27 protein-coding genes are annotated in these 26,773 nt (G+C 64.9%); 13 read left to right on the forward strand and 14 right to left on the reverse strand.

Annotated features, from left to right (window positions below; genetic code table 11):
* Positions 1–113 precede the first annotated feature (113 nt).
* Positions 114–1,901: a trehalose-6-phosphate synthase gene (locus tag AB6802_RS11030; protein WP_371010129.1), complete on the forward strand. Its 1,788-nt coding sequence runs from the start codon at positions 114–116 to the stop codon at positions 1,899–1,901.
* On the forward strand, positions 1,898–2,695 hold the full coding sequence (otsB, locus tag AB6802_RS11035) for a trehalose-phosphatase (protein WP_371010130.1): 798 nt from the start codon (positions 1,898–1,900) through the stop codon (positions 2,693–2,695). The genes AB6802_RS11030 and otsB overlap by 4 nt, the downstream gene beginning before the upstream one ends.
* A gap of 24 nt (positions 2,696–2,719) precedes the next feature.
* Here the strand turns inward: otsB and AB6802_RS11040 are convergent, their stop codons facing one another.
* The gene (locus AB6802_RS11040) at positions 2,720–2,902 is read right to left on the reverse strand and encodes a hypothetical protein (RefSeq protein WP_371010131.1); all 183 of its coding nucleotides are present in this window, start codon (positions 2,900–2,902) and stop codon (positions 2,720–2,722) included.
* Positions 2,903–2,972: 70 nt separating this feature from the next.
* Entirely contained in the window at positions 2,973–4,004 is a 1,032-nt protein-coding gene (locus AB6802_RS11045) for a hydroxyacid dehydrogenase (protein WP_371010132.1), read from the reverse strand.
* A 141-nt stretch (positions 4,005–4,145) separates the two neighbouring features.
* On the opposite strand from AB6802_RS11045, the gene AB6802_RS11050 reads away from it, so the two are divergent.
* The 5 genes from AB6802_RS11050 to AB6802_RS11070 all read left to right on the forward strand — a co-directional run bounded on the left by AB6802_RS11050 (position 4,146) and on the right by AB6802_RS11070 (position 9,032).
* On the forward strand, positions 4,146–5,222 hold the full coding sequence (locus AB6802_RS11050; RefSeq protein WP_371010133.1) for a LacI family DNA-binding transcriptional regulator: 1,077 nt from the start codon (positions 4,146–4,148) through the stop codon (positions 5,220–5,222).
* Positions 5,223–5,329: 107 nt separating this feature from the next.
* Positions 5,330–6,271: a substrate-binding domain-containing protein gene (locus AB6802_RS11055; protein ID WP_371010134.1), complete on the forward strand. Its 942-nt coding sequence runs from the start codon at positions 5,330–5,332 to the stop codon at positions 6,269–6,271.
* Positions 6,272–6,410: 139 nt separating this feature from the next.
* The gene (locus tag AB6802_RS11060; RefSeq protein ID WP_371010135.1) at positions 6,411–7,403 is read left to right on the forward strand and encodes an ABC transporter permease; all 993 of its coding nucleotides are present in this window, start codon (positions 6,411–6,413) and stop codon (positions 7,401–7,403) included.
* Positions 7,400–8,176, forward strand: coding sequence for an ATP-binding cassette domain-containing protein (locus AB6802_RS11065; protein WP_371010136.1), 777 nt, complete (start codon positions 7,400–7,402; stop codon positions 8,174–8,176). Before AB6802_RS11060 ends, AB6802_RS11065 begins: the two co-directional genes overlap by 4 nt.
* A gap of 1 nt (position 8,177) precedes the next feature.
* Complete coding sequence (locus AB6802_RS11070; RefSeq protein ID WP_371010137.1) at positions 8,178–9,032, forward strand: sugar phosphate isomerase/epimerase family protein; 855 nt, start codon at positions 8,178–8,180, stop codon at positions 9,030–9,032.
* Here AB6802_RS11070 and AB6802_RS11075 read toward each other — a convergent pair whose 3' ends face one another.
* From AB6802_RS11075 to pcaQ, 9 genes are all read right to left on the reverse strand, one after another.
* Positions 9,033–10,694 (reverse strand): sulfatase-like hydrolase/transferase, encoded by a 1,662-nt coding sequence (locus AB6802_RS11075; RefSeq protein ID WP_371010138.1) that lies wholly within the window; start codon positions 10,692–10,694, stop codon positions 9,033–9,035.
* 95 nt (positions 10,695–10,789) lie between these two features.
* Positions 10,790–12,235: an aldehyde dehydrogenase gene (locus tag AB6802_RS11080; RefSeq protein WP_371010139.1), complete on the reverse strand. Its 1,446-nt coding sequence runs from the start codon at positions 12,233–12,235 to the stop codon at positions 10,790–10,792.
* 40 nt (positions 12,236–12,275) lie between these two features.
* Positions 12,276–13,061 (reverse strand): coniferyl-alcohol dehydrogenase, encoded by a 786-nt coding sequence (locus AB6802_RS11085; RefSeq protein WP_371010463.1) that lies wholly within the window; start codon positions 13,059–13,061, stop codon positions 12,276–12,278.
* A gap of 2 nt (positions 13,062–13,063) precedes the next feature.
* Positions 13,064–14,125 carry a branched-chain amino acid ABC transporter permease gene (locus AB6802_RS11090; protein ID WP_371010140.1) on the reverse strand — a complete coding sequence of 354 codons (1,062 nt, stop codon included), beginning with the start codon at positions 14,123–14,125 and terminating at the stop codon, positions 13,064–13,066.
* Positions 14,122–15,018, reverse strand: coding sequence for a branched-chain amino acid ABC transporter permease (locus AB6802_RS11095; RefSeq protein WP_371010141.1), 897 nt, complete (start codon positions 15,016–15,018; stop codon positions 14,122–14,124). Before AB6802_RS11095 ends, AB6802_RS11090 begins: the two co-directional genes overlap by 4 nt.
* Entirely contained in the window at positions 15,015–15,743 is a 729-nt protein-coding gene (locus AB6802_RS11100) for an ABC transporter ATP-binding protein (RefSeq protein WP_371010142.1), read from the reverse strand. The genes AB6802_RS11095 and AB6802_RS11100 overlap by 4 nt, the downstream gene beginning before the upstream one ends.
* Complete coding sequence (locus tag AB6802_RS11105; protein ID WP_371010464.1) at positions 15,740–16,471, reverse strand: ABC transporter ATP-binding protein; 732 nt, start codon at positions 16,469–16,471, stop codon at positions 15,740–15,742. The genes AB6802_RS11100 and AB6802_RS11105 overlap by 4 nt, the downstream gene beginning before the upstream one ends.
* 33 nt (positions 16,472–16,504) lie before the next feature.
* Positions 16,505–17,821 (reverse strand): ABC transporter substrate-binding protein, encoded by a 1,317-nt coding sequence (locus AB6802_RS11110; RefSeq protein ID WP_371010143.1) that lies wholly within the window; start codon positions 17,819–17,821, stop codon positions 16,505–16,507.
* A gap of 179 nt (positions 17,822–18,000) precedes the next feature.
* Positions 18,001–18,918 (reverse strand): pca operon transcription factor PcaQ, encoded by a 918-nt coding sequence (gene pcaQ / locus AB6802_RS11115; RefSeq protein WP_371010144.1) that lies wholly within the window; start codon positions 18,916–18,918, stop codon positions 18,001–18,003.
* A 92-nt stretch (positions 18,919–19,010) separates the two neighbouring features.
* On the opposite strand from pcaQ, the gene pcaD reads away from it, so the two are divergent.
* Genes pcaD through pobA form a run of 6 tightly spaced genes read left to right on the forward strand, consistent with a single transcriptional unit; the run spans position 19,011 to position 23,822 of the window.
* On the forward strand, positions 19,011–19,802 hold the full coding sequence (gene pcaD, locus AB6802_RS11120) for a 3-oxoadipate enol-lactonase (protein ID WP_371010145.1): 792 nt from the start codon (positions 19,011–19,013) through the stop codon (positions 19,800–19,802).
* Positions 19,803–19,816: 14 nt separating this feature from the next.
* Complete coding sequence (gene pcaC, locus AB6802_RS11125) at positions 19,817–20,227, forward strand: 4-carboxymuconolactone decarboxylase (protein ID WP_371010146.1); 411 nt, start codon at positions 19,817–19,819, stop codon at positions 20,225–20,227.
* Positions 20,220–20,972, forward strand: coding sequence for a protocatechuate 3,4-dioxygenase subunit beta (pcaH, locus tag AB6802_RS11130; protein ID WP_371010147.1), 753 nt, complete (start codon positions 20,220–20,222; stop codon positions 20,970–20,972). The genes pcaC and pcaH overlap by 8 nt, the downstream gene beginning before the upstream one ends.
* A gap of 2 nt (positions 20,973–20,974) precedes the next feature.
* Positions 20,975–21,586 (forward strand): protocatechuate 3,4-dioxygenase subunit alpha, encoded by a 612-nt coding sequence (gene pcaG, locus AB6802_RS11135; RefSeq protein WP_371010148.1) that lies wholly within the window; start codon positions 20,975–20,977, stop codon positions 21,584–21,586.
* An 11-nt stretch (positions 21,587–21,597) separates the two neighbouring features.
* Positions 21,598–22,650 carry a 3-carboxy-cis,cis-muconate cycloisomerase gene (locus AB6802_RS11140; protein WP_371010149.1) on the forward strand — a complete coding sequence of 351 codons (1,053 nt, stop codon included), beginning with the start codon at positions 21,598–21,600 and terminating at the stop codon, positions 22,648–22,650.
* The gene (gene pobA / locus AB6802_RS11145) at positions 22,650–23,822 is read left to right on the forward strand and encodes a 4-hydroxybenzoate 3-monooxygenase (RefSeq protein ID WP_371010150.1); all 1,173 of its coding nucleotides are present in this window, start codon (positions 22,650–22,652) and stop codon (positions 23,820–23,822) included. Before AB6802_RS11140 ends, pobA begins: the two co-directional genes overlap by 1 nt.
* Before the next feature lie 11 nt (positions 23,823–23,833).
* On the opposite strand, the gene pcaF is transcribed toward pobA, so the two are convergent.
* Genes pcaF through AB6802_RS11160 form a run of 3 tightly spaced genes read right to left on the reverse strand, consistent with a single transcriptional unit; the run spans position 23,834 to position 26,685 of the window.
* Positions 23,834–25,039: a 3-oxoadipyl-CoA thiolase gene (pcaF, locus tag AB6802_RS11150; protein ID WP_371010151.1), complete on the reverse strand. Its 1,206-nt coding sequence runs from the start codon at positions 25,037–25,039 to the stop codon at positions 23,834–23,836.
* Positions 25,040–25,831 (reverse strand): CoA-transferase subunit beta, encoded by a 792-nt coding sequence (locus tag AB6802_RS11155; protein WP_371010152.1) that lies wholly within the window; start codon positions 25,829–25,831, stop codon positions 25,040–25,042.
* Positions 25,828–26,685 carry a CoA transferase subunit A gene (locus AB6802_RS11160; protein WP_371010153.1) on the reverse strand — a complete coding sequence of 286 codons (858 nt, stop codon included), beginning with the start codon at positions 26,683–26,685 and terminating at the stop codon, positions 25,828–25,830. The genes AB6802_RS11155 and AB6802_RS11160 overlap by 4 nt, the downstream gene beginning before the upstream one ends.
* Positions 26,686–26,773 lie beyond the last annotated feature (88 nt).

The following is a 26,773-nucleotide window of genomic DNA, read 5'->3' on the forward strand; positions in this document are numbered from 1 at the left end:
AATGTCGGAACCGAGGGCCGATTTGTGCGTTGCACACTCGACCCGGCCCACCGGTCCGCAGCCGGCAAGACCAATAACAAAAGCGCGGACAGCCGGAGCACACTGGCATTTCAATGACACAGTATGGCGTCTACCTTCTATGGGTCCTTATCCTCGTAAGCCTCGGGCTTTCCGCTCTGGCGGTCCTGATGTCGATCTCCCGACAGCGCCGGCATCACTCGCGGGCCGTGCCGGCCGCCAGTGACGACGTGGTCTCGGAAGTCGCCAGCAAGGTGCTGCGCGAATTCGAAAAAAACGGTCAGTCCGTCGACGCCGCCTTGGTCACCTGGTCGCCGGAGACACTGCGCAAGATCCTGGCAGAGGATCTGCCGGGAGCGCAGGTCATAGTGATCTCCAATCGCGAGCCTTACATCCACAACGAGACGAAGAACGGCGAGGTCGAGCTGGTCGTGCCGGCAAGCGGACTGGTCTCGGCGCTGGAGCCGATCACGCGCGCCTGCGCCGGTACCTGGATCGCCTATGGCGGCGGAAGCGCCGACCGCACCGTTGTCGACGGCGACGACCGGGTGCAGGTGCCGCCGGGCAACCCGTCCTACACGCTGCGCCGGGTCTGGCTGACCGATGAGGAATATCAGGGTTATTACCTGGGCTTCGCCAATGAGGGCCTGTGGCCGCTTTGCCACATCGCTTTCACCCGGCCTATCTTCCGCGAGTCCGACTGGGAAGCCTATGAGGCCGTCAACCGCAAATTCGCCGATACGGTCGTTGCCGAGGCGCGCAACGAGCGGCCGATCGTTCTGGTCCAGGATTATCATTTCGCTCTTCTGCCGCGCATGATCCGCGAACGGCTGCCGGAAGCGATCGTCATCACCTTCTGGCACATTCCGTGGCCGAACTCGGAAGTGTTCAGCATCTGCCCGTGGCGCGAGCGCATCCTCGACGGGCTGCTCGGCAGCTCGATCATCGGCTTCCACACCCAATTCCATGCCAACAATTTCACCGAGAGCGTCGACCGCTTCATGGAAAGCCGCATCGAGCGAGCCGATGCCGCCATTTCCTATGGCGGCCAGATGACGCTGGTTCATGCCTATCCGATCTCGATCGAATGGCCGGTCGAGTTGCTGAACAGCCTGCCCAGCGTGGAGGAATGTCGCGCCCGTACACGCGAACGGTTCGGTATCGCGGCCGATGCCAAGCTGTGCATCGGTGTCGAGCGCCTCGACTACACCAAAGGTATCCTCGACCGTTTTCATGCGCTGGACGAGCTGTTCAGGCGCCATCCCGAAACAATCGGCAAGGTCGTCTTCCTGCAGATCGCCGCACCCAGCCGCGGCACGCTGCCGGCCTACAAGCAACTGCATGACGAATGCCAGCGCTACGCGGCTGAGCTCAACGAGCGCTACGGCAACAAGACCTATCGTCCGGTTGTGCTGGTGGCCGAGCACCATGCGCAAAAGCACGTCTACGAGCTCTACCGCGCCGCCGACATTTGCCTGGTCACCAGCCTGCATGACGGCATGAACCTTGTCGCCAAGGAGTTCGTTGCTTCACGCGACGACGAGCAAGGCGTGCTTATCCTCAGCACGTTTGCCGGTGCCTCACGCGAATTGCTGGAAGCACTGATCATCAATCCCTACGACGCGGCAATGACGGCCGAGGCCATGCAGCAGGCCCTGACCATGGATTCCGACGAACAGCGCGAACGCATGCGGCGCATGCGCGAGATCGTGCGCGACAACAATGTCTATCGCTGGGCCGGCAGCATGCTGCTCGATGCATCGCGTCTGCGCAAGCGCAGCGATCTCGACCGGGCCACGGCATCGCCCGACCGGCCAACCAACATCAACGGCGACAATGTCGTCTCAATCGTGGAACGCAGACAGGCGGTCGGATACCGATGAATAGTCAAGCTGATCTAACACCACCCCTTCCTGAAGGCCGCTGGGCGCTGTTCCTGGACATTGACGGCACCTTGCTGGAACACGCCGCACACCCCGACGCCGTATCCGTCAGCGAGGAGCTGCGCACTCTTCTGACGACGATCGAGCAGCGGCTCGACGGTGCCCTTGCGTTCATCACCGGCCGCTCGATCGCGGCCGTCGACCATCTGTTCGATCCCTTGAAATTGCGAATTGCCGGCCTCTACGGACTTGAGCACAGGCTGGCGCGGAACGGACAAATCGAAGCGGCCGACGAACCGGCCGACATGGCAGCCCTCGCCGACGAAATCGAGTTGGAACTGGCGAGCAAGGCTGTCTTTGTCGAACGCAAGGGACCAGTGCTTGCCATCCACACCAGAGCAGCGCCGCAGCTCTTGGTGCGGGCGACGGAACTGGTCGAGGCAGCACTTGCCCGGCTGCCGAAAGGCTACCGCGTGATTGCCGGCAACGCCGGCGTCGAGTTGATGCCGTTGGAAGCGGCCAAGGGCGCCGCCATCCGGCGCTTCATGCAGTTCGATCCGTTCAGCGGCAGACGCCCGGTGTTTCTTGGCGATGATACATCCGACGAGAGCGGCTTTGAGACCGTCAATGCCCTCGGTGGCATCTCGATCCGGGTCAAGCCGCAAGGCGAGACGGGGGCGAGTTTCGTGATTGAAGACGTTGCCGGCGCGATCGCCTGGCTCGAGGCCAATTTTGGCGATCCCGCCGAAGAGGCCAGCCAAAGTGGCTCGCCGCTGCGCGCCTTGCCTGCCTGACTATGCGCCTGCCGAGTCGGCGGCCTACTCGGCCGCCAGCTTGCCTTGTGGCAGCCTGACGACATCCGCCGCGTGCTCGGGCTCATCGTGGTCTTGGTCGCGCCTGCGGAAGGGGGTGAGCCACTGCGACAGGTCGTCGAGGTCGAGATAGATCACCGGCGTGGTGAAAAGCGTCAGCGCCTGGCTGACAAGCAGACCGCCGAACATCGTGTAACCGGGCGGCTCCCCGGATTGGGAACCGGCAAGCTCATCGACCCTTACGACGAATAGCTGCCATCTAGTTCCTGTCGACCGGCTTCGACCGCATCCTTGACACCGTCTCGCGCTCTGCCCGCTTGGAGCGCATCGGCGGCAGGCCGCGATCGATCAGGTCCATGTCCTCCAGCACCATGTCGCCCATGCGCTTGAAAGCGATATCGAGCGCGCCGGCGCGGTGGGCCGAGCGCAGGAAGCCGGGCAGCGCGCGCACGGCATGATCCCGGGCCAGCGGTTCCTCCGGGAAGACGTCGCTGGCGGCAACGATGTGGCCGCTCTTCACCGCCACCATCATCGCGGCGAAATCGACCACCCCGGCGCGGCTGAGCAGGATGAAGGCGGCGCCCTTGCGCATCTTGGCGAACGAGTCCGCGCCGAGAAAACCCTGGTTCTCGCTGGTGACCGAGGCGACGACGAAAACGAAGTCGCTTTGCGACAGCACCGTATCGAGCGAGGCTGGCTCGACGCCGTTGTCGAGAAGGATCGATGGCGGCAGCCACGGATCATAGACCCTGGTGTGGGTACGGAAGCCGGTCAGCAGGCGATTGAGCGCGCGGCCGAGATCGCCGAAGCCGATGATGCCGACATCGGCGCCAGAAAGCAGTCGCGCAGTCTGGTTGCCGTCACCGCCCCACAGCTCATTGCCTTGCCGGAAAGCCAGGTCGGCATCGACGATGTTGCGCGCGAGGTTGAGCGCCATGGCAAGGCCAAGCTCGGCGACCGGTTCGGCAAACACCAGGCCGGTGGTGACGACATGGATGCCGCGCGCAAACAGCGTCTCGTAAGGCATGTTGTTGATGAGGTTGGTCTCGACGTTGAAGATGCAGCGCAGCGTCTTCAGCTTTTCCAGCGTCTCGGGTGAAATCGGCGGCTGGCCGATGATGTAGCGCGCCTCGGCGAGCGTCTCGGCCGGCAGGGCGGCAACGCCCTCCGGGGTCGTCTCGACGATGCGATACCCTGTTCGCAGGCGCGCCAGTTGCGGCGGCGTGAAGATCAGGTCGAGGGTGCGCGGTTCTGGCGCGCTGATCACCAGCGGCAAGGTTTTGTCGGTCATCGTTCCTCCCGGCGCGATTGGATCGCGTCAATCTCACATCTCAGTTTTACTCACGATGAAACGATTTACAACTGCGAAAAATCGATTTACCGTCTACGCCAGCAAGGCAGCACGCGGCTGCCTGCCCTCGGGAGGAGGTCAATGGCGCAACACGAAGCCCAGCAGCGGCGTCCGTCGATCCACGACGTGGCAAGCCATGCCGGCGTGTCCGCGGCGACCGTCTCCAAGGTGCTGGCCGGTGTCACCACGGTGAAGCCGGAAAACGCGCAGCGTGTCGTCGACGCCGTCGAATTACTCGGCTACCGCGTCGATCCGCTGGCGTCGGACATGCGCCGCGCCAAGCGCCGCATCATCGGCGCTATCATGCCGGAATTCGAAAGCGAGTTCTTCGGCCAGATGGTCACCGAACTGGAAGGGCTTGCCGAAGAGCGCGGCTATACACTTGTCGCCGCTTCCAGCCGCGAATCCGAAGCGCGCGAAAAAGAGATCCTCGCCCGCATGCATGACTGGCGCGTTGCCGGCGTCGTGCTGGCGCCGGTGCGCAACGAGCATGGACCGGCGGCCGACTTCATGAAGGCCAATGGCATGACCGGCGTGCTGATCGACCGCGTGCTGTCCGACGATGCCTTCGACACGGTGTCAGCCGACAGCGCCGCGGCCAGCGCCGAAGTGGCGCGAATGCTGGTCGGCAAGGGCCACAAGCATATCCTGGTCATCGGCCTTGCCGAGCAGGCGGCAACCGTGCGCGCCCGCCTGGAGGGGTTCCGCGCCCAGGCCCTGGCCCTCGACCCGTCGGTGCGCATCGATGTCATCACCGCGGAAGTCAGCGTCGAGCCGCTGCGCGCCTCGCTGCGCGACTATTTCGGCCGTGGCGAGCGGCCGACCGCCGTCTACTCGCTGCTCTTGAAAGGCACGCTGGTGGCGCTGTCGGAGTTTCGCCGGCGCGGCTGGCATTGTCCGAACGACATCTCGCTCGTCGGCTTCGACGACGCGGAATGGATGCAGGTGACATGGCCTGCCATCGCCGCCGTCGTGCAGCCCGTGCGGCGGATCGCCGGCGAGGCGATCAATCTCTTGTTTCGCAGGATCGAGGGCGCCGAGGGACCACCCACGGCGCGGCTCGAGCCTTGCCAGGTTTTGATGCGGGAATCCGTTGGCTCGCCAGGCAGCGGTCCGCATTCCGGGGGAGGAGACCGACAACAGCCCCCATTGTCGTGACGGAAGCAAAGCGCCGGCCCTGGCCTGGGCACCGGCCAAAGGATCAAACGGAGGATAGGATGACATCGCGTTTCTTGAAAATAAATCGATTTACGCTAGCCATAGGCGTGGCATTTGCGTTCTCGGCCGCAGGTGCGGCCAAGGCGGAGGACGGCGAATACGGCGTGCTGATGAAGACGCTCGCCAATCCGTTCTGGGGCGCGATGGCGCAAGGCGTCGAAGACGGCGCCAAGGAAGCCGGCGTGAAATATTTCCAGCAGGCGGCCGAGAGTGACCAGGCGGCCGAGCCGCAGCTCAATCTGTGCAACACCATGCTCGAGCGCAAGCCGGCGGCGATGATCACCGCGGCAATCAACTCGACCAACCTTCTGCCTTGCCTGAAGTCGGCGCAGGACGCCGGCATCAAGATCGTCGACCTCGACAACAATCTCGACCAGGCGGTGCTCGACAAGGAAGGCGTCAAGGTCACCTTCCATATCGGTTCCGACAACATCGCGGCCGGCGCGCAAGGCGCCGAATATCTTGTCTCCAAGCTTGGCAAGGACGCCAAGGGTCCGGTGCTGGTGATCGAGGGCCTGTCCGGCAACATCACCGGCGAGAAGCGCGCCAAGGGCTTTGCCGACAAGCTGAAGGAACTGGCGCCGGGCTTGGAAATCGTCGCTTCGCTACCGGGCGACTGGGATCGCGGCAAGGCCGCCTCGATCGCCACCGATACGCTGACCGCGCATCCCGACCTCGTCGCCATCTTCTGCGCCAATGACGGCATGGCGCTGGGCGCGGTGGAGTCGGTCTATGCGGCCGGCAAGGGCCCACAGGTGACGATCATCGGCGTCGACGGCAATTCCGACGCCGTGAAGTCGATCAAGGAAGGCCGCCTCAACGCTTCTGTGGCGCAGCTGCCTTATCTGGTCGGCAAGCAGGCGGTCGAGAACGTCAAGAAGGCGCTCGCCGGCGACAAGGTCGAGGACAGCATCGCCGTGCCGACGCTGGTGCTGACCAAGGACGTGATCGACGCCGGCAAGGAGCCGATGCTGCAATATGTGAAGTAGGAAGGGAGGGGAGTAGGGGAGTAAGGCAGTAGGGGAGTAGGGGAAGCAAATGGTTTGCGCTTTTCCGACCAGTTTCTCCTCTTCCTTGTTTTCCTACTGCCTTACTGCCCTACTCCCTTACCCGAAGGGTAACGACGACATGGCTTCCGAAACGACGCAGCCCGGCTTCTGGGCTCGGGTGCAGCGCGCATCCGTTGAAAGGCTCCACATCAGGCTGGAGTCGCTGCTGGTGCTTGTGGCGCTGAGCGCGGCGATGGCGCTCTTGTCGCCATACTTCCTGTCGCTCAGCAATTTCCTCAACATTCTCTTGGCCACATCGACCATCGGCGTGCTGGCGATTGCCGCCACATTCGTCATCGGCTCGGGCGGGCTCGATCTGTCGCTCGGCTCGGTCATGGGTTTATCAGGCGTCGCCGGCGCCTTCGTCGCCGTCAATCTCGGCTGGTGGTCGCCGCTGGCGGTAGCCGCCTGCATCATCGCCGGCGGCATTGCCGGTTACATCAACGGGCAGTTGGTCACCCGCGCCTTCGTGCCCGCCTTCATCGTCACGCTCGGCATGCTTGGGCTGGCACGCGGTCTCGCGCTCGTCATCTCGCAGGGCAGGGCGATCTACGGCCTGCCGCCCGAGATCGTCTATATCGGGCAAGGCCGGCCGTTCGGCATTCCCATGCCGGTGATCATCCTGGTGCTGACGGCAATCGTCGCCCATGCCGTGCTTGCCTATACGCGTTTCGGCCGTCACACGCTGGCGCTGGGCGACAGCGAGGGCGCTGCCCGCGCCGCCGGCATTCGCGTCGAGCATCACCGGCGCATCATCTACACGCTGTCGGGCGCGCTCGCCGGTCTTGCCGGCCTGCTGTTCACCGCCCGGGTCAATGCCGGCGATCCGACCGCCGGCATCAACTACGAGCTTACCGCCATCACGGCGGCGATTATCGGCGGCACCAATCTGTTCGGCGGCCGCGCTTCGATCCTCGGCACGATGATCGGCGCGCTGATCATGGGCGTTCTGCAGAACGGGCTGACGCTGCTTGCCGTGCAATCCTACTACCAGCAGATGGCGATCGGCGCCGTGCTGATCCTGGCGGTCTTCATCGACCAGTATCAGGTGCGCAAGGAGTCACGCGTATGACCCTGCTCTCGCTTCGCGGCATCCGCAAAAGCTTCGGCGCGGTCGACGTGCTGCATGGCGTCGACCTGTCGGTCGCGGCCGGAGAGGTCGTCGGCCTAGTCGGCGACAATGGCGCCGGCAAGTCGACGCTGATGAAGACCATCACCGGCATCTACCGAGCCGACACCGGCTCGATCGAATTCGACGGCAAGGACATCCTCGCGCTCGACCCCGGACAGCGGCGCCGGCTCGGCATCGAGATGATCTACCAGGACCTGTCCTTGGCCAAGCAGCAGGACGTGGCCTCCAACATCTTCCTTGGCCGCGAGCCGACAAAACGGCTGTTCGGCCTGGTTCCCGGCTTCGTCGACAAGGGCGAAATGGATCGCCAGGCGACGAAGATGATCGAGCGGCTCGGCGCGCATCTGCCGTCGATCAACCGCTCCGTCGGTTCATTTTCCGGCGGCCAGCAGCAGACGGTGGCGATCGCGCGAGCGCTGACCTTCAACCCGAAGCTGGTCATCATGGATGAGCCGACGGCGGCACTTGCCGTGCGCGAGGTGCAGAGCGTTCTCGACCTCATCCGGCGGCTGAAGTCGGAAGGCATCGCGGTCATCCTGATCTCGCATCGGCTGAACGATGTGCTGTCGGTCACCGACCGTATCGTGGTGCTGCGCCACGGCAGGGCGGACGCCGATCTCGTCACCGCCAACACCAATATGAACGAAGTCGTCAGCCGCATCGTCGGCGGCGGCGATATCGCTGCCGCGGCGGCGCACGAACAACGAGGCTGACATGAACACTTTTGGACTGCACACTTTCGCCATCGCTCCTGTATGGGACCTCGCGCGCATCGAGCCGCAGATGGACCGGCTGAAGGAACTCGGCATCGGCCTGATGGAGATCCCGCTGCTGCGCCCCGAGGAGATCGACACCAAGCGCACGCGCGGCTTCGCCAACCACTATGGTGTCGAGCTCATCCCGTCGCTCGGCCTGCCGCGCGCGCTCGATGTGGTGGAGCGGCCGGAGGAAGCGCTCGACTTCCTCGAGCCGGCCTTCAAGGTCTGCAACGAGGTGGGCGCGGAAGCGCTGGGCGGCGTCACCTACGGCACGATCGGCAAGACCACCGGACGGGCGCCGACGCGCAAGGAAATCGACGGCATGTGCCGGTTCCTCGAACGCGCGGCGAAGGCGGCGAAGGCGCGCGGGCTGAAGCTCGGCATCGAGCCCTGCAACCGCTACGAGACGCATCTGATCAATCGCGGCATCGACGCGACGAGGATCATCGAGCGCATCGGCGCGCCCAACATCTTCATCCATCTCGACACCTACCACATGCATATCGAGGAAGAGAGTTTTGCTGCGGGTTTCGAGGCGGCGGCGCCTTTCCTGGGCTATGTGCATGTGTCGGAGGCCAATCGCGGCGTCCCGGGGCGGGGCATGCTCAATTGGGCGGCCTGCATGAAGGCGATCGCCGACATCGGTTATGAGGGCCCTATCACGCTCGAAAGCATGAACCATGTCGATGTCGACATCGCCGGCGGGCTCGCTGTCTGGCGGCCAGTGGCGGAAGATCCGCGCGACGTCATCGAGGTCGGCCTGCCGTTCCTGCGCGAGGAAGCGAAGAAGGCAGGGCTGACACTCGGATAGCTATTTGCCGTCCCGGCGCGCCAGCCATTGGCGGCGCGCCTCCTGCTGCTCGGCGAGCTCGGCCTCGTCCCAATAGCCGATGAGCACACCCGAACCGACGATCGGATCGAAGTGTCCGACCTTGTCGTCGATGTCGGTCAGCCATTCTTCTGGAACGGTGATGCGGTTGTTGGGCAACGCCAGCCAGTGCATCAGAGCTCTGCGCAGTCTCTCGATATCGGGCGCAGCCGAAGGTTCGCGGCCGAGGTCGTGCAGTTCGCTGGAATCGTTGCCAAGGTCGAAGAGCATCGGCTCGACGCCTTCGCCATGCACGAGTTTGAAGCGACCGTCGGTGATCATGTAGAGCTTGCAGTCCGGCACCGGCATGGCGAGCTTCAGCCGAGCCGCGTCGCCGCTATAGTCGTATTCGCTGATTGCATAGTTGCGCAGGGTCTTTCGCTCGCCGGAAATGAGCGGCAGCAGCGAGCGGCCTTCGAGGACATGCGGCTTGGCCTTGCCGCCGAAATAATCGAGGAAAGTTGGCGCGAGGTCGATCATCTCGACCAATGCGTCGGATGTCGTGCCGCGTGTGGCATCGGCTTCGCGGCGCGGATCATAGACGATCATCGGCACCTTCGCTGAAACATCGTGGAACAGGTATTTCTCGCCGAGCCAATGGTCGCCGAGATAGTCGCCATGGTCGGCGGTGAACACGATCAATGTGTTTTCGAACAGGCCGCGCTTGTCCATGAAGTCGAACAGATGGCCGAGCTGATCGTCGATCTGCTTGATCAGGCCCATATAGCAGGGGATGACGGTTTCGCGGACTTCGTCGCGCGAGAAATTTCTCGAAAAACGCTCCTGCTGGAAGGCTTCGAAAATCGGGTTTGGCGAGGCACGCTCGGTCTCGCTGCGGATCGGCGGCTGAATGTCGGCCTTGCCGTACATGTCGTGATAGGGCGCCGGCACGATGTAGGGCCAGTGTGGCTTGATGTAGGAGAGATGCGCGCACCAGGCTTCGCCCTTGGCCTCAGCCTCGTCGATGAAGCGCATGGCGCGGCGCGTCATATAGGGCGTTTCGGAATGCTCGTCTGGAACGCGCGCCGCCTTGTCGGCATGGACGAGCAGCCAGCCGTTGAAGTTCTCGCCATTTTCGCCTTCACCGGAATTCGCCCAATGCTCCCAGGGATTTTCGGCGTCGAAGCCATGCTCGCGCAGATAGGCGTCGTAGGCCGGGTCGGGGTCGTAGCTGGTCGAGGGATGCAGGCCGTCGTCGCGCTCGAACGGCTCGAAGCCGCATTCGGCGACGCGCACGCCGATGATGGAATCCCTGTCGATGCCGAGGCGCTCCATACCTTCCTTGTCGGCTCGCATATGCGTCTTGCCGATCAACGCCGTGCGCACGCCGACCTCGCGCAGATGGTCGCCAAGCGTCGGCTCGCCGACCCTGAGCGGCACGCCATTGTGTGTCGAGCCGTGCGAGCGGACATAGCGGCCGGTATAAGCGCTCATGCGCGAGGGGCCGCAGACCGTCGACTGCACATAGGCGTTGGTGAAGCGCACGCCGCGGCTGGCCAGCCGGTCGATGTTCGGCGTCTTGAGGCTCTTGTGTCCGGCGCAGCTCAGATAGTCGAACCGGAGCTGGTCGCACATGATGAAAAGGACGTTGCGTTTCGAGGTCATTGCCTATCCGTCGGAAGGTCTGCCGGACCAATAGCAATGCCAGAACGGCAGTCGCTTTTCCAACTGCTTGCCGAGGATCCGAGTGGCATTCGCCCTCAGAACGGGTAGTGCTGGCCCGGATCCTCGATGGTGACCCAGCGCAGGTCGGTGAATTCGGCGATCGAGGCCTTGCCGCCGAAGCGGCCATAGCCTGAACCCTTGACGCCGCCGAAAGGCATTTGCGCCTCGTCGCCGACGGTCGGGCCGTTGATGTGGCAGATGCCGGCCTGGATGCGCGCGGCGACGGCAAGAGCGCGGCGGATGTCGCGGCTGAAGACGGCCGACGACAGGCCGTATTCGGTGTCGTTGGCAACGCGCACCGCCTCGTCCTCACCCTTGACGCGGATCACCGGCTTGACCGGCCCGAAGGATTCTTCCGAATAGACGCGCATCGCCGGTGTGACATGGTCGAGCAGCGTTGCTTCGACAACCGTGCCGGTGCGCTTGCCGCCGGCCACGAGCTTCGCGCCCTTGGCGGTCGCGTCGGCAACCAGCTCTTCCATCTTATCGGCGGCCTGGCTGTTGATCAGTGAGCCGAGTACGACGTGGCCGCGCGGGTCGCCGGCCGGCAGTTGCGACGCGCGAGCGGCGAGCTTGGCGACGAATTCGTCGGCAATCGTCTCATCGACGATCAGCCGCTCGGTCGACATGCAGATCTGGCCCTGATGCATGAAAGCGCCGAAGATCGCGGCGTTGACCGCCGCATCGATGTCGGCGTCGTCGAGCACGAGCAGCGGCGCCTTGCCGCCGAGCTCGAGCAGGGCGGGCTTCAGGTGGCGTCCGGCAAGCTCGGCGATGATGCGGCCGACCTTGGTCGAGCCGGTAAAGTTGACGCGCTTGACGGCCGGATGCGCGACCAGCGTTTCGACGATGCCGGGCGCATCCTTGGGGTCGTTGGTGACGACGTTGATGACGCCCTTGGGCAGGCCGGCCTCGACCAGCACCTGGCCAATCAGCCGGTGCGTGCCGGGGCACATTTCGGAGGCCTTCAGCACCACCGTGTTGCCGCAGGCGATCGGCATGGCGATGGCGCGGGTGCCGAGGATGACCGGCGCGTTCCACGGCGCGATGCCGAGGCACACGCCCGCCGGCTGGCGGATCGCCATGGCGAGCGTTCCGGGCTTGTCGGACGGAATGATCTCGCCGGAGATCTGCGTCGTCATCGCGGCCGCTTCGCGCAGCATGTTGGCGGCCAGCATGACATTGAAGCCGGCCCAGGCACCGGTGGCGCCGGTCTCTTCCATCATCAGCCTGGTGAACTCACCAACCTTGGAGGCCATGACATCGGCTGCCTTGGAGAGCAGCGCCCGGCGCTCGCCGGGGCCGGTCTGCGACCAGGCGGGGAAGGCCGCCGCGGCAGCTTCGACGGCGGTATTGGCGTCGGCGATGCTGGCGGCCGCGGCGCGTGTCGCCAGCTTGCCGGTGAAGGGATCCAGGCGGTCATAGGAAGCCTTGCCCGTTGCCGCCCGCTCGTCGCCGTCGATCAGAAGTCCGATGTCCATTGTTCTCTCCCTCGCTCTGGCGAGCGTAGCAGGTTGGAAATTAGAAGCCGAGCACCTCGGCATTGATGGAGGCTTCGAGCCCACCGTCGACCGGAACATTGGCGCCGTTGATCCAGCGGGCGCCATCCGAGCACAGGAACAGCACGACCGGTGCGATGTCGCCGGAGGTGCCGGCGCGGCCGACCCTGGAAATGTCGCTGTCGACACGGGCATCCCCGAGCACGGTGCGGAATTGTTTGAGGATCGGCGTCTCGACCGGCCCCGGGCTCACCGCATTGACGCGGATACCACGGCTTTTGAACAAGTCTTGATGCGCGGCGCGGAACGTCCACAGGAGCAGCAGTTCCTTCGAGACCGGGTAGCCTTCCTCGTCTTTTACGGCGTGGTCGGCGATCGCCTTGGCGACATCCGGAAGGCCCTCGACGCCGACCATCGAGGCGGCGCGGTTGAGGTTGGCGCGCCAGCCATAGCCGGCGATCGAGGCGACGTTGACGATGGCGCCGCCCTCGCGAAGTTTCGGCGCCAGCGCTTCGGAAAGGGCGCGCAGCCCGTAGAAATTGACCGCGAGCGTTGCCGCCGCCCCGGTGCTGCCGGAGAGGCCGGCGACGTTGCAGAGCGCGTCCAGGCGCGTTGGGAGCCGTGCGACGAGGTCTTCGACGCCGGCCTTGGACGAGATGTCGGCCTTGACGAAGACGCCGTGATGTCCGCCCGGCTCTCGCATGTCGACACCGATCACGTCGGCGCCGAGCTGGCCGGCGAGTTCCGCCGTGCGCGCGCCGATGCCCGAAGCGACGCCGGTGATGACGATCGTCTTGCCGAACAGGATGCTCATGCCTTCTCCCGATGTGGTCTTGTCTGTGCCGGTGAGGCGGTTTCGTCGGCCATATTCGCCGCTCTGGCGGGGAGCCTGACGCGGTAGCCGACGGGCAATAGCCGCCAGCCGAAGTGCTCTTCCAGCGTGCCCCACAGACCGCGCGGCAAAAACAGCGAGAAGACCAGCGCCGTGGCGCCGAGACCGATCAGGTACCAGACGCCGGTGCCGCCGAACCAGGTCTCGATCAGGAAGAAGAGCAATGCGCCGAGGATGGCGCCCTCGAAGGTGCCGATGCCGCCGACAAGCACCATAAAGATCATGTAGGCGGTCCACTGCACGCTGAAATAGGTCTTCGGCTGGAAGGTGATGGCGGTGGCCAGCCATAGTGCGCCGGCAACGCCGATGCCGAAGGCGGCAAGCACGAAGAGCAGCCGCTTGGTGCCGGTGACGCGCACGCCGACGGAAGCGGCCGCATCCTCATTGTCGCGGATGGCGCGGATGGCCGCGCCGGTGCTGCCGCGCAGCAGGCCGAACAGGATCGCCAGCAGCGCCGTCATCGAGGCCAGCGCCAGCCAGTAGATGGTCACGCGCCTGGTCGATGCGTCGTAGACGTTGAGCGAGATCAGCGACGTGCCGGTCTCGCCCTGGATCAGCCGGTCGAGATTGACGAGGAGATGGGTGAGGGCTGCGATCACCCACATGCCGATGGCGAATTCGCCATTCTTCAAGCGCAGCATGAACAGCGAAATCGGCCACGACACCACGCCGACGATGACCGCCGAGACGAAGAGCGAGACGAAGGGATTGAGCCCGGCATTGGCGAGCCGAATGGCGAAATAGGCGCCGAGGCCGAAGAAGACCTGCTGACCGACCGAGACCAGTCCGCCGAAGCCGGCAAGCGCGTTCCACATCGCGGCGAGGATCACATAGATGAACAGCGCGGTCATGCGGTCGACGACGCCGGCCGAGAGAAACTGCGGCGCGACCGCGAGCAGTACGATGATCATTGCCACGCCAACGCCGGCGATGCGCGAGGCGACGGTGCCGCGTTCGATGACGGGGGAAACGACGCTCATGACGTCTTCCCGGTGGAGAGGCGCAGCAGGCCACGCAGCCCAAGACCAGATGTATAGAGCCGGATGAACAGCACGATCAGGAAGGCGACATGGCCGCCGATGAGAAAACCTTGCGGGTGCACCTGGGCGCCGAGCGTCTGGGCCAGCGCCAGCACGATGCCGCCAATCAGCGTGCCCCACACCGAGCCGGCGCCACCGATGACGGCCGCCTCGAAGGCAAACAACAGCTGCGTGGCGCCGGCATAGGGATCGAAGGTGGCGCGCATGCCGAGGAAGGCGCCGGCGAGCCCAACCGTAACCATGGCGATGGCGGCGGCGATTGCCATGGCGCGGCGCGCATCGACGCCGACCAGGCCGGCGGTGTCAGGGTCTTCCGAGGTGGCGCGGATCGAACGGCCGATGCCGGTGCGCGTCAGGAACAGCTGCAGTCCGCCGAGCAGGACAACGGCGGTGATGAAGATGATCACCGCCAGCTTGCCGACATAGATGCTGCCCGGCCACTCCCAGGAATCATAGGACAGGCTGCCGATATAGGGCGCCAGCGAGCGCGTGTCGGCGCCGAACTGCTCGAACAGGACATTGTCGATGACGATGGCAAGGCCAAAGGTGGTGAGGATCGGCAAGAGCGCGCCGCCGCGCGCGCTGCGCTCGAGCAGGAAGCGCTGCAGCGCCCAGCCGATCACGGCCATCAATGGCAGCACGATGACGAGGCCGAGGAAAGGCGAGATGTGAAAGCGCGAGGCAAGCAGCCATAGCGCGAACGCCGACAGCACGGCGAGGCTGCCATGCGCGAGGTTGATGATGCGCATCACCGAAAACATGAAGGAGAGGCCACAAGCGATCAGCGCATAATAGCCGCCGAGCAGGATGCCCTGTACGATCTGGTTGCTCATGCCGGCACACCTGTGGCGCTTTTCCGGTGCAGGCCGAAATAGGCTTTGGTCACCTCCTCGCGCGACATGCTCCTGCTGTCGCCGGCAAGCGCGACCCGGCCCTCGAGCATGCAGATGACTTTGTTGGAGACCGAGAGCGCGCGGTTGAGGTCCTGCTCGACCAGGATGATCGTCGTGCCGGAACTGATCAGGCCTTGCAGCGAGGCGTAGACGCGGTCGACGACCAGCGGCGACAGGCCGAGCGAGACCTCGTCGAGCAAGAGCAGGTCCGGATTGCTCATCAGCGCGCGGCCTATTGCCGTCGCCTGCTGCTCGCCACCGGAGAGGTGGCCTGCCTTGGCATGACGGCGCGGTTTCAGATTCGGGAAGGCGTCGAGCACCTTTTCGACGCTCCACTCGCCGGGACGACCGGCGGTCTTGCCGAGCAAAAGGTTCTCCTCGACGGTCATCTGCACGAACAGCTTTCGGCCCTCGGGCACCAGCGCGATGCCGTTGCGGACGCGGCTGTGCGACGGCACGCCGGAGAGGTCGGCGCCGTTGAACAGCACGCGGCCCGAGGCGGCCTGGTGGGCGCCGGCGATCGCGCGCAACAGCGTCGTCTTGCCGGCGCCGTTGGCGCCGACCAGCGCCAGCGTTTCGCCGCGCTCGACGCTGAAGCTCACGCCGCGCACCGCTTGCAGCAGGCCATGGCGGACAACCAGATCCTCGACCGACAGCAGGCTCATTTCGGGCCTCCACCGAGATAGGCGCCGATCACTTGCGGGTCGGCCATCACCGCTTGCGGCTCGCCGTCGGCGATGATTTTTCCGGCATCCATGCAGATCAGCCGCTCGGCCACCTGCAAAAGGATATGGACGATGTGCTCGATCCAGACGATCCCGATCTTGCGGCGGCGAAGTTCGCGGATCGTCTCGACCAGCTCGCTCGCTTCGCCGTCGGTCAGGCCGCCGCCGATCTCGTCGAGCAGAAGCAGCGTCGGCTTCGCCGCCAGCGCCCGCGCCAGCTCCAGCCGCTTGCGGTCGAGCAAGCCGAGCGTTTCGGCGCGGCGGTTGGCGACGCCCAGCATGCCGCAGAGCTTCAGCGAAGCGAGCGCTTCCTCATAGGCCTCGTCGCGGGCGAGACCCGCGCCATGCGAAGCGGCGACGAAGACGTTCTCGAAGGTGGTCATGCCGCTGAACGGTTTTGGTACCTGATGCGTGCGCACCAGTCCGAGGCGGCAGCGCTGCGTGGCCGCCAGCGCCGTCACGTCATCGCCCTTGAAGGAGACAGAGCCGGCGCTGGGAGGATAGGCGCCGGACAACACGCTGAGCAGCGTCGTCTTGCCGGCGCCGTTCGGGCCGACGATGCCGACCGCCTCGTCGGCGCCCATGGCGAAGTCGATGTCGTCGAGCACCACCAGCGCGCCGAAGCGCTTGTGGATGCCGGCGGCGGAGAGGATCGCAGTGTTTGGCATAGCGTTCACGATGCAGTCCTCACCGCCGGAACATCAGCCGTTATACGGCTGGAGCTTAGCTTCGACCGGGACGTTCGGGTCGGTGGCGTTCTCGGTGACGACGTAGTCGAGCGGGAACTTGGATCCATCCTTAGCGGCGACCCATTGCGTGCCGATGATCGGGCCGGGCGAGACATTGGCGACCGGGCCGCTGGTGAAATCGACCTTGCCAATCATGGTGTCGGTCTTGAGTGTGCTCAGCGCCTTGGCGACTGCCGCCTTGTCCTTGGCGTTGCTGCTTGCCTTCAGCGCTTCGAAGCCGGCATCGAGCAGCGACATCGAGGCGCCGAGCTGCTGCGTCCATTGCTTGCCGCTCGAAGCTTCGTAACCGTCGGCGAGCTCGGTGCCCGAAACCCCGGTCAGCGGCGACTTGTAGGGGAAGGCCTTGTGCCAGTAGGCGGCACTCGAAATCTTGTTGCCGAGGTCGCCGAGCGCCTCAATATCGGACGGGAACAGGCCGGTCTTGGCTACCTGGCAGATCTTGATCTGCCGGGTCAGGCCCTGCTGCGCGGCCTGCCGCCAGAAGGCGGCGAAGTCCGGCGGGATCGGGAAGGAGTTGAAAATCTCGACGCCTTCCTGCTTGAAGAGCGCGATCTGCGAGGAATAGTCGGTGGTGCCGGTCTCGTAGGCGCCGGGATCGACGATGGTGAAACCTTGCTTGGCAAGCAGCGGCGCAAGGTGCGCGCGGATGGCGTTGCCGTCGGCGTCGTTGGGATACATGACGCCGACCTTCTTGTTGGTCTCGATCAGGTTCCACTGCGAGATATAGGCCTTGAAGAACTCGCCGACGCCGAAGCCGAAATGATAGGTCCATTTGAAGGGCGAGGGCGCGCCCGGCTTGGCGCCGCGGCCGAAATACCAGGCTTCCCAGGGCATCACCGTCGACAGGCAAGGCACGCCGGCGGCTTCGCAAGCGTCCGCCACGGGGTTGATGACCTCAGGTGTCGAGACAGCGAGCATCAGGTCGATCGCCTGGTTGTTGATCAGGTCCTTGGCGAGCTGGCCGGCGCGTGACGGATCCGACTGCGTATCCTGATCAAGGATTTCCACGCTGTATTTCTTGCCACCAAGCTCGATGCCGTTGGCCAAAGCCTTGCGGGCAAGATCGAGCACATAACCGTCGGTCTCGCCGAAGCCGGCAAGCGGTCCGGTGCGCGGGCTGACGAAGCCGACCTTGAGCGTATCAGCGCTCTGCGCGAAAGCTTTGCCGCGGCCGAACGCAAGCACTGCGCCGCCGGCCACCGACGTGGCGATGAACTGGCGCCGCGAGATGCCGCGAGCGGCGAATTTTCTACCGATAGTCCTGGACATGCGCTCCTCCCTTTGGCGCCGTTCCATGCGGTGGCAACCGGTTTCCGGTCGCGGCCAAATGGCTCGGCGTTCGATCCTCCGATGTCACATTGCACTAGCGGTTTGGTTCGGTAAAATGATATTTTGCGGTGTTTTATTAACCGTGAGGTTAGGAAAAGTCGGCTGGACAGCGCCGATTGTCACGCGCCGTGCCGCGCCGCCTCACGGATCGTCTGCAGCAGGATGGTGAAGGCGGGTGAGGGGGCGGTGTCCGTGCGCATCGTCAAGCCCACCGGCCCCTTGGTTTCCTCGGTGTCGACCGGCAGCATGACGAAAGCGCCGCTGGCGATCTCGTTGGCGACGACGCCAGCCGAGATGATCCACACCGCATCGCTCTGGCGCATGAAGGCGCGACCGAAGGAATCCGAGACCGTTTCGATTTCCGTCGCCGGCGCGGTCATGCCGTTGGTGATGAAGAGCCGGTCGACGAAGGGCCGTATGACGGATTCCCGCGTCGGCATCAGCACCGGAAATTCGTCCAGCCGCGCGAAGATGTCGGCCCCCGGCTCTGTCAATGGATGCCCGGCACGCACGACGAACAGCACCTGCTCGGAATAAAGATGCTCGAAGAAGAAACCCGTCATGTGTTCCGGCGCGGCGAGGCGGCCGACGACGAGGTCCAGTGCCCCGGTGCGCAACTGCTCGAGCAGCACGGCATTTTCGCCAGTGACGATCTTGAGCGCGGCGCCGGTGTTTTCGGCGAGGAACAGGCTCATGGCCTTTGGCATGACCTTGGCCGACACCGTCGGCAGCGCGCCGATGCGGATCGGGTCGCGGTTGATGGCGCCGTCCTGGCGCACGGAATCGACGCCGCGCTTCAGCGCCGAGACCGCCGAGCCGGCATGTCCAAGGAAGATTTCGCCGAGCCGCGTCACCCGGATGCCGCGGCCGTCGCGCTCGACGACGGCGACGCCGAGCGCCTCTTCCAGCTCGCGCAAGGTCTTGGTCACAGCCGGCGCGCTGACATGCAGGAAGTCGGCGGCGCGCGCCACGCTGCCCTGCCGCGCGACTTCGAGAAAGGCCTGCAGGTGGCGGAATCGGATCCGGCTTTCGGCCATGGTTCGATAACCCCTAAGTTAATGAAACGCCGCAAAATATCATTTTACCGAACCAAACGCCTCGTGCAATGTGACTCAGGAGGATCGAAATCGTGCCATTTGCCAGCATAGGCGGCGTCACGCTGCATCATCGCTATACCGAGGCGAAAGGCACGTCGCGGCCGATCATCTTCATCAATTCGCTCGGCACCGACTTTAGGATCTGGGATGACGTCGTCGCGAAACTGACCGGCGAACTGTCGATGCTCGTCTATGACAAGCGCGGCCATGGGCTGTCGGACATTGGCAACGGCGTGCGCTCGATCGATGATCATGTCGATGATCTGGTCGCCCTCATCGATCATTTCGGCTTCGACAAGGTCGTGCTCTTCGGTCTCTCGGTCGGCGGCATGGTCGCGCAGCGGCTCTATACCCGCCATCCCAAATGTGTAGCGGCGCTGATCCTCAGCGACACGGCGCATAAGATCGGCACCGCCGAGAGCTGGAACACGCGCATCGCAACCGTCGAGCGCGACGGCATCGAGGTGATCGCCGACAGCATCATGAAGGTGTGGTTCACGTCGGATTTCCATGCCCGCCGCCCGGCCGATCTCGCCGGCTGCCGCAACATGCTGAGCAGGCAGGCGCTGCCCGGCTATATCGGCACCTGCATAGCGGTGCGCGACGCCGATTTCACCGACAGCGCGCGCCGTATCGCGGTGCCGACGCTCTGCATTGTCGGTGATCAGGACGGTTCGACGCCGCCCGATCTGGTACGCTCGCTGGCCGCGCTGATCCCCGGCGCGCGCTTCGAGGTGATCCGCAACGCCGGGCACATTCCCTGCGTCGAGCAGCCGGCCGTGCTGACCAGTTTGATCCGCGACTTCGTCGCCTCGTTGGCTTGAGGGAAAGTCTGCTCATGGATGATGTGTCCAAGACCGCAAACCGCTACCGGATAGGGCTCGAAGTCCGCCGCTCCGTGCTCGGCGATCCGCATGTCGATCGCGCCGAGGACGCCGCGACCGATTTCGACCGGCCGTTCCAGGAACTGATCACCGAGGCCGCCTGGGGGACGGTGTGGGCGCGCCCCGGCTGGTCGAAGCGCGAACGCTCGATCGTAACTCTGGCACTGCTTGCAGCGCTCGGCCATGACGAGGAGGTGGCGATGCATGTGCGCGCCACCGTCAACACCGGCGCCTCGCGCGACGACATCTGCGAGGCCTTCCTGCATGTCGCGATCTATGCCGGTGTTCCGGCGGCAAACCGCGCCTTCAAGATCGCCAAGGACGTGTTCGCGCAGCTGGATGGAGCCAAGTCCGCGCATGGCTGAACCCGGCTCGAACCGCTCGCCGGAAACCGGCGCCTTCTTCCAGCGCGACCGGCAATGGCATCCGCCGGCGTTCACGCCGGGCTACAAGAGCTCGGTGCTGCGCTCGCCGCAGAAGGCGCTGCTGTCGTTCGACAACACGCTGTCGGAATTGACCGGCCCGGTGTTCGGGCATGCCATGCTCGGCGAGCTCGACAACGACCTGATCCACAATTTCGCCAAGCCGGGCGAAAGCGCCATCGGCGAGCGCATGATCGTTCATGGGCGCGTGCTTGACGAGCGTGGCAAGGGCGTGTCCGGCGTGCTGGTCGAATTCTGGCAGGCCAATGCCGGCGGCCGCTATCGCCACAAGAAGGACGGATATCTCGCGGCGCTCGATCCGAATTTTGGCGGCTGCGGCCGCACCATCACCGGCGAGGATGGAGGCTACGCCTTTCGCACGGTGCGGCCCGGACCCTATCCATGGCCGAACGGGCCGAACGATTGGCGGCCGGCGCACATCCATTTTTCGGTATTCGGCCATGGCTTTGCGCAGCGGCTGATCACGCAGATGTATTTCGAGGGCGATCCGCTGATCTGGCGCTGCCCGATCGTTGGTGGCATCCGCGACAAGGCCGCCGTCGAGGCGCTGATTGCGATGCTCGACATGCAGACGACGATCCCGATGGACGCGCTCGCCTACAAGTTCGACATCGTGCTGCGCGGGCGCCGTTCGACATTGTTCGAGAACAGGCCGGAGGGCAATTGACCATGCAATCGCTTGACCGCTTGAAGGAAAGCCCGTCGCAGACCGCCGGCCCTTACGTGCATATCGGGCTGACGCCGAATTTCTGCGGCATTGGCGGCGTCTATGAGAGCGACCTCGGCGCCTCCATGGTCAACGGTGAGACCAAAGGCGAGCGCATCGAATTGCGCATGCGCGTCTTCGACGGCGCCGGCTCACCGCTCAAGGACGCTCTGGTCGAGATCTGGCAGGCCGACAGCAACGGGCTCTACAATTCGCCGGCCGAGTTGCGCGGGACGGCGGACCCCAATTTCCAGGGGTGGGGACGGCAGCCGACCGACATGGAAACCGGTGTGTGCCTGTTCCAGACGATCAAGCCTGGACGCGTGCCGTTCCGTGACGGGCGGCTGATGGCGCCGCACATCACGCTCTGGATCGTGGCGCGCGGTATCAATATCGGCCTTAACACCAGGCTCTATTTCTCCGACGAGGAGAAGGCCAATGCCGAGGATCCGATCCTGGCCCGCATCGAGCATCGCCAGCGCGTGGCGACGCTGATCGCCGAACGCCAGGGCAATTCTTACGTCTTCGATGTCCATCTCCAGGGCGAGAAGGAGACGGTCTTCTTCGACAGTTGACCGGCCACGACATGACGATATCGCCTTTCGATCATCCGCTGCTTTCCGGCCTCGTCGGCGACGAGGAAGCGGCACGGCATTTTTCCGTGGACGCCGATATCGATGCCATGCTCGCCTTCGAGAGCGCGTTGGCCGAGGCAGAGGCTAAATGCGGGGTGATCTCGGGGGAGGCTGCGGCGGCGATCCACAAGGCGCTGGCCGCGTTCCGGCCGGACACTGCGAAGCTGAAGACCGGCGTCACCAAGGATGGCGTCGTGGCGCCGGAACTGGTGCGGCAGATCCGGGCGGCAGTCGGCACGCAATACGCCGAGTTCGTCCATTTCGGCGCCACCAGCCAGGATGTCATCGACACCTCGCTGGTGCTCAGGCTGCGCGGCGCTGTCGATCATATCGGCCTGCTGCTGAGCGAAAACATCGTGCGCCTCACTGGGCTCGAACAGGAGTTCGAGGGCAAGGCGCTGATGGCGGTCACGCGCATGCAGCCAGCAATCCCGATCACGGCGGGAGATCGCCTGGCCGCCTGGCGCGCGCCGCTCGAACGTCATCAGCTCCGCCTCGCAGAAATGTCGGGCCGGTTGCTGGTGGTTCAGCTCGGCGGCGCCGCCGGCACGCTGGAAAAGCTCGGCGACAAGGCGCCGGCGGTGCGCGCGGCGCTCGCCGCCAAGCTCGGCCTTGGCGATGCGCCGCAATGGCACAGCCAGCGCGATGCGCTCGCCGAATTCGCCGGCTGGCTGTCGCTGGTCACCGGCAGCCTCGGCAAGGTCGGCCAGGACGTCGCGCTGATGGCGCAGGCGGGAACCGAGATCAAGATGTCGGGCGGCGGCGGGTCGTCCGCCATGCCGCATAAGCAGAACCCGGTGAAGGCGGAAGCGCTGGTGGCGCTGGCGCGCTTCAACGCGGTCCAGCTTTCCGGCATGCATCAGGCGCTGGTGCATGAGCAGGAGCGCTCGGGCGCCGCCTGGACGCTGGAATGGCTCATCCTGCCGCAGATAGTGGTGGCGACGGCCGGCGCGCTCAGGCTCGCGGCTGAGCTTGCAGGCCAGATCGAAAGTCTTGGACGCTGATGCGCACACAAGTCGCCATCATCGGGTCTGGGCCGTCCGGCCTGCTGCTCGGTCAGCTGCTGGCCACCATCGGCATCGAGACGGTGATCCTGGAGCGTTCGAGCCGCGAGCATGTGCTCGGACGCGTGCGCGCCGGCGTGCTCGAACAGGGCACGGTCGATCTTCTCGGCGAAGCGGGCGCGGCGGAGAGGCTCCATGCCCAGGGCCTGCCGCATGAAGGCATCTCGCTCGCCTTCGACAGCCGCGCGCATCGCATCGACATGACCGCTCTTACCGGCGGCAAGCATGTCACCGTCTATGGCCAGACCGAGGTGACGCTCGATCTGATGCAGAAGCGCGAAGCGGCGGGACTCCAGACAGTCTTCGAAACGTCGAATGTCGCGCTGCATAATTTCGGCGGCGCGTCGCCCTTCGTCACCTACGACAAGGACGGCCTCACGCATCGCATCGACTGCGATTTCATCGCTGGCTGCGACGGCTATCACGGCGTTAGCCGCCGCTCGGCGTCGGAGGGCGCGCTGAAGACGTTCGAGCGGCAGTATCCATTTGGATGGCTGGGCGTGCTGGCCGAAGTGCCGCCGGCCGACCGCGAGCTGGTCTATGCCAATCACGAGCGCGGCTTTGCGCTCTGCTCGATGCGCTCGCCGCAGCGCAGCCGCTACTATGTGCAGGTTTCCGCCGACGAACGCGTCGAGGCCTGGTCGGACGACCGCTTCTGGGACGAGTTGCGCCGACGGCTGCCGCCGCAGACAGCGGCAGCCGTCACCACCGGGCCGTCCTTCGAGAAGTCGATCGCGCCGCTGCGCTCCTTCGTCGCCGAGCCGATGCGCTTCGGCCGACTGTTCCTGGTCGGAGATGCCGCCCATATCGTGCCACCGACCGGCGCCAAGGGCCTCAACCTCGCCGCCAGCGACGTGCGCTATCTCTTTGCCGGACTTCGCGAATTCTATAACGGGAAATCGGAGGCCGGGTTAGAGGCCTATTCGTCCAAGGCGCTGGCACGGGTGTGGAAAGCGGTGCGCTTCTCCTGGTGGATGACGACGATGCTGCACCGTTTTCCGGAGACCGGCGAGTTCGGCCAACGCATCCAGGAAGCCGAGCTCGACTATCTGGTCAACTCGCAGGCGGCGTCGACCGCGCTGGCGGAGAATTACGTCGGCCTGCCTTATTGACCGGACAGCGGTCAGACCCGCTCCAGCGCGATGGCAATGCCTTGGCCGACGCCGATGCACATCGTGGCCAAAGCCAGCTTGCCGCCGCGTTCGCGCAGCTCGAGCGCCGCCGTGCCGGTGATGCGCGCGCCCGACATGCCAAGCGGATGGCCGAGCGTGATGGCGCCGCCGTTCGGATTGACGTGCGCTGCATCCTCGGCGATGCCAAGCTGGCGCAGCACCGCGATGCCTTGCGAGGCGAAGGCTTCGTTGAGCTCGATCACATCGAACTGCTCGGGCGTCAGGCCGAGGCGGGCGCAGAGTTTCTTCGTCGCCGGCGCCGGGCCGATGCCCATAATGCGTGGCGCGACACCAGCGGCCGCGCCGCCGAGGATGCGGGCGATCGGCGTCAGGCCGTGTTTCTTCGCCGCCGCTTCAGAGGCGATGATGAGCGCCGCAGCGCCGTCATTGACGCCGGAAGCGTTGCCAGCGGTGACCGTGCCGCCTTGCCGGAACGGCGTCGGCAATTTGGCCAATGACTCGACGGTCGTGCCGGCGCGCGGATGCTCGTCCTTCGACACGACAACCGGATCGCCCTTTCGCTGCGGGATCGTCACCGGGGTGATTTCCTTTGCCAGCCGGCCGTTGGCTTGCGCGGCGACCGCCTTGTCCTGGCTGCGCACGGCAAAGGCGTCCTGGTCGGCCCTGCTGACGGAAAAGTCCTCGGCGACGTTCTCGCCGGTCTCGGGCATGGAATCGACGCCGTACTGCTTCTTCATCAGCGGGTTGACGAAGCGCCAGCCGATGGTGGTGTCATAGATTTCGGCATTGCGCGAAAAGGCGGTGTCGGCCTTTGGCATGACGAAGGGCGCGCGGCTCATCGATTCCACGCCACCCGCGATCATCAGCTCGGCTTCGCCCGATTTGATGGCGCGCGCGGCGATGGCGACGGCGTCCATGCCCGAGCCACAGAGGCGATTGACGGTCGAGCCGGGAATGTCCTGGGGCAGGCCGGCCAGCAGCAGCGCCATGCGGGCGACGTTGCGGTTGTCCTCGCCGGCCTGGTTGGCGCAGCCAAAGTAGACGTCGTCGATTGCCGCCCAGTCGACGCCGGCATTGCGCTCGACCAGCGCCTTCAATGGGATGGCGGCGAGATCGTCGGCGCGCACCGAGGACAGCGCGCCGCCGAAGCGGCCGATCGGCGTGCGGATGTAATCGCAGATAAAGGCTTCGGCCATCTAGGCAGCTTTCTCTTTGGCGGTTCCTTCATGCGCCGCTTTGGTGCGGGCCTGCAGGTCGCGCAATGTCTTCAGTTCGAGTTCCGTCGGCGCCGGCGTCTCGTCAAGGGCCTCGGCGAACCTGACCGTCCAGCCACAGGTCGCCTGCACCTGATCGCGCGTGACGCCGGGATGCAGCGACGCGACGGTGAATTCCTTGCTGACGGGATCGGGTTTCCAGATGGCGAGGTCGGTGATCAGCAGCGTCGGACCGGCCGTGTCGATGCCGAGGCGCTTGCGATGATCGCCGCCGTCGCCATGCCCGAAGGAGGTGAAGAAGTCGATCGTCTCGACCATGCCGCGCTTCGTCTGCGCCATGGTGATGTAGACCTGTTTCGACGAGGTCGCGATCTCCGGTGCGCCGCCGCCGCCGGGAAGGCGCGTCTTCGGATGCGCGTAATCGCCGATGACGGTGGTGTTGATGTTGCCGAATTTGTCGAGCTGCGCGGCACCGAGGAAGCCGATCGAGATACGGCCGCCCTGTAGCCAGTAGCGGAACATCTCCGGCACCGCGACGGTGGTGATGGCCGTCTCGCACAACTCGCCATCGCCGATCGACAGCGGCAGAACGTCGGGCGCGGTGCCGATGGTGCCGCTTTCATAGATCAGCGTGATGTCGGGCGCATGGGTCAGCCGTGCGACATTGCAGGCGGCCGAGGGCGCGCCGATGCCGACGAAGCAGACATCCTCGCTTTTCAGCGCGCGGCTGGCGGCAATCGTCATCATCTCGTTGGGGGTGAAACCGTCGCTCATGCGGCCTTCCTCAGATGCTCGACGCGTGCCGCAAAATCGTCCGCGCTGCTGTCGATGACGTTCTTCTTGATCCAGGCCTGGAAGCGGTCGCGGTCGGCGGCGATCTCGTCCCATTCGAGATAGGCGGCGTTGTCGCGCTCGTAATAGCCATGGGTGTAGGAGGGGTGCGAGCCGCCCGGCACCGCCGAGATCGCAGCGATCGTCCAGCTTGGCAGCACCGTGAGGTTGGGGTGGAGGTCGTCGAAAGTGTCGACCACTTCCTCGACCGTCACCACCGCGCGCTTGGCGGCAAGCACGGCCTCCTTCTGGATGCCGATGATGCCTTCGACCAGGACGTTGCCTTTGCGGTCGGCCTTCTGCGCATGGATGAAGCTGACATCGGGCCGGATCGACGGAACGGCGGCAAGCACCTCGCCGGTGAAGGGGCAGGTGATGGATTTGATGTTCGGATTGACCGAGGCCAGACCGGCGCCGCGATAGCCGCGAAACACCGCGCAAGGCAGGCCGGCGGCGCCCGCCTCATAGGCGTTGGCCATGCCGGCGTGGCTGTGCTCCTCGACCTCGATCGACCGCGGAAAGCCGTTCTCGATGGCGTCGCGGGCACGCCTGAGCAAACCGACGCCCGGATTGCCGAGATAGGAGAAGATGATCTTCTTCGCCATGCCCATGCCGATCATCTGGTCGTAGATCAGGTCGGGCGTCATGCGGATCAGCGTCAGGTCGCCAAAACCCTGGCGGATCGCCTCATGCGCGGCGGCGGTCGGGATCAGATGGGTGAAGCCCTCGAATGCGACCGTATCGCCATCGTGTAGATTCTGCGCGACGGCCTCTTTCAGCGGCAGGAACTTGACCATTTCCAGACTCCGGCGATTCACAGAAGTTCGCATTGCGAACATATGTTTTCTATGGGATATTTCTAACCTGACGCTCCGTGTGGAGTCA

This window comes from Mesorhizobium sp. RCC_202, assembly GCF_041355295.1.
In the GTDB taxonomy this organism is placed as follows: Bacteria; Pseudomonadota; Alphaproteobacteria; order Rhizobiales; family Rhizobiaceae; genus Mesorhizobium.

Excerpts from the sequence above, each read along its gene's own strand:
- AB6802_RS11070 (WP_371010137.1), top strand. The coding sequence starts at position 8,178 with ATGAACACTTTTGGACTGCACACTTTCGCCATCGCTCCTGTATGGGAC.
- AB6802_RS11110 (WP_371010143.1), bottom strand. The coding sequence starts at position 17,821 with ATGTCCAGGACTATCGGTAGAAAATTCGCCGCTCGCGGCATCTCGCGG.
- AB6802_RS11100 (WP_371010142.1), bottom strand. The coding sequence starts at position 15,743 with ATGAGCCTGCTGTCGGTCGAGGATCTGGTTGTCCGCCATGGCCTGCTG.
- AB6802_RS11050 (WP_371010133.1), top strand. The coding sequence starts at position 4,146 with ATGGCGCAACACGAAGCCCAGCAGCGGCGTCCGTCGATCCACGACGTG.
- AB6802_RS11065 (WP_371010136.1), top strand. The coding sequence starts at position 7,400 with ATGACCCTGCTCTCGCTTCGCGGCATCCGCAAAAGCTTCGGCGCGGTC.
- pcaH (WP_371010147.1), top strand. The coding sequence starts at position 20,220 with ATGGCTGAACCCGGCTCGAACCGCTCGCCGGAAACCGGCGCCTTCTTC.
- AB6802_RS11090 (WP_371010140.1), bottom strand. The coding sequence starts at position 14,125 with ATGAGCGTCGTTTCCCCCGTCATCGAACGCGGCACCGTCGCCTCGCGC.
- AB6802_RS11030 (WP_371010129.1), top strand. The coding sequence starts at position 114 with ATGACACAGTATGGCGTCTACCTTCTATGGGTCCTTATCCTCGTAAGC.
- AB6802_RS11140 (WP_371010149.1), top strand. The coding sequence starts at position 21,598 with ATGACGATATCGCCTTTCGATCATCCGCTGCTTTCCGGCCTCGTCGGC.
- AB6802_RS11075 (WP_371010138.1), bottom strand. The coding sequence starts at position 10,694 with ATGACCTCGAAACGCAACGTCCTTTTCATCATGTGCGACCAGCTCCGG.
- pcaC (WP_371010146.1), top strand. The coding sequence starts at position 19,817 with ATGGATGATGTGTCCAAGACCGCAAACCGCTACCGGATAGGGCTCGAA.
- AB6802_RS11040 (WP_371010131.1), bottom strand. The coding sequence starts at position 2,902 with ATGTTCGGCGGTCTGCTTGTCAGCCAGGCGCTGACGCTTTTCACCACG.
- pobA (WP_371010150.1), top strand. The coding sequence starts at position 22,650 with ATGCGCACACAAGTCGCCATCATCGGGTCTGGGCCGTCCGGCCTGCTG.
- AB6802_RS11045 (WP_371010132.1), bottom strand. The coding sequence starts at position 4,004 with ATGACCGACAAAACCTTGCCGCTGGTGATCAGCGCGCCAGAACCGCGC.
- AB6802_RS11060 (WP_371010135.1), top strand. The coding sequence starts at position 6,411 with ATGGCTTCCGAAACGACGCAGCCCGGCTTCTGGGCTCGGGTGCAGCGC.
- pcaF (WP_371010151.1), bottom strand. The coding sequence starts at position 25,039 with ATGGCCGAAGCCTTTATCTGCGATTACATCCGCACGCCGATCGGCCGC.
- otsB (WP_371010130.1), top strand. The coding sequence starts at position 1,898 with ATGAATAGTCAAGCTGATCTAACACCACCCCTTCCTGAAGGCCGCTGG.
- pcaG (WP_371010148.1), top strand. The coding sequence starts at position 20,975 with ATGCAATCGCTTGACCGCTTGAAGGAAAGCCCGTCGCAGACCGCCGGC.
- AB6802_RS11105 (WP_371010464.1), bottom strand. The coding sequence starts at position 16,471 with ATGCCAAACACTGCGATCCTCTCCGCCGCCGGCATCCACAAGCGCTTC.
- pcaQ (WP_371010144.1), bottom strand. The coding sequence starts at position 18,918 with ATGGCCGAAAGCCGGATCCGATTCCGCCACCTGCAGGCCTTTCTCGAA.
- AB6802_RS11080 (WP_371010139.1), bottom strand. The coding sequence starts at position 12,235 with ATGGACATCGGACTTCTGATCGACGGCGACGAGCGGGCGGCAACGGGC.
- AB6802_RS11155 (WP_371010152.1), bottom strand. The coding sequence starts at position 25,831 with ATGAGCGACGGTTTCACCCCCAACGAGATGATGACGATTGCCGCCAGC.
- AB6802_RS11095 (WP_371010141.1), bottom strand. The coding sequence starts at position 15,018 with ATGAGCAACCAGATCGTACAGGGCATCCTGCTCGGCGGCTATTATGCG.
- AB6802_RS11160 (WP_371010153.1), bottom strand. The coding sequence starts at position 26,685 with ATGGTCAAGTTCCTGCCGCTGAAAGAGGCCGTCGCGCAGAATCTACAC.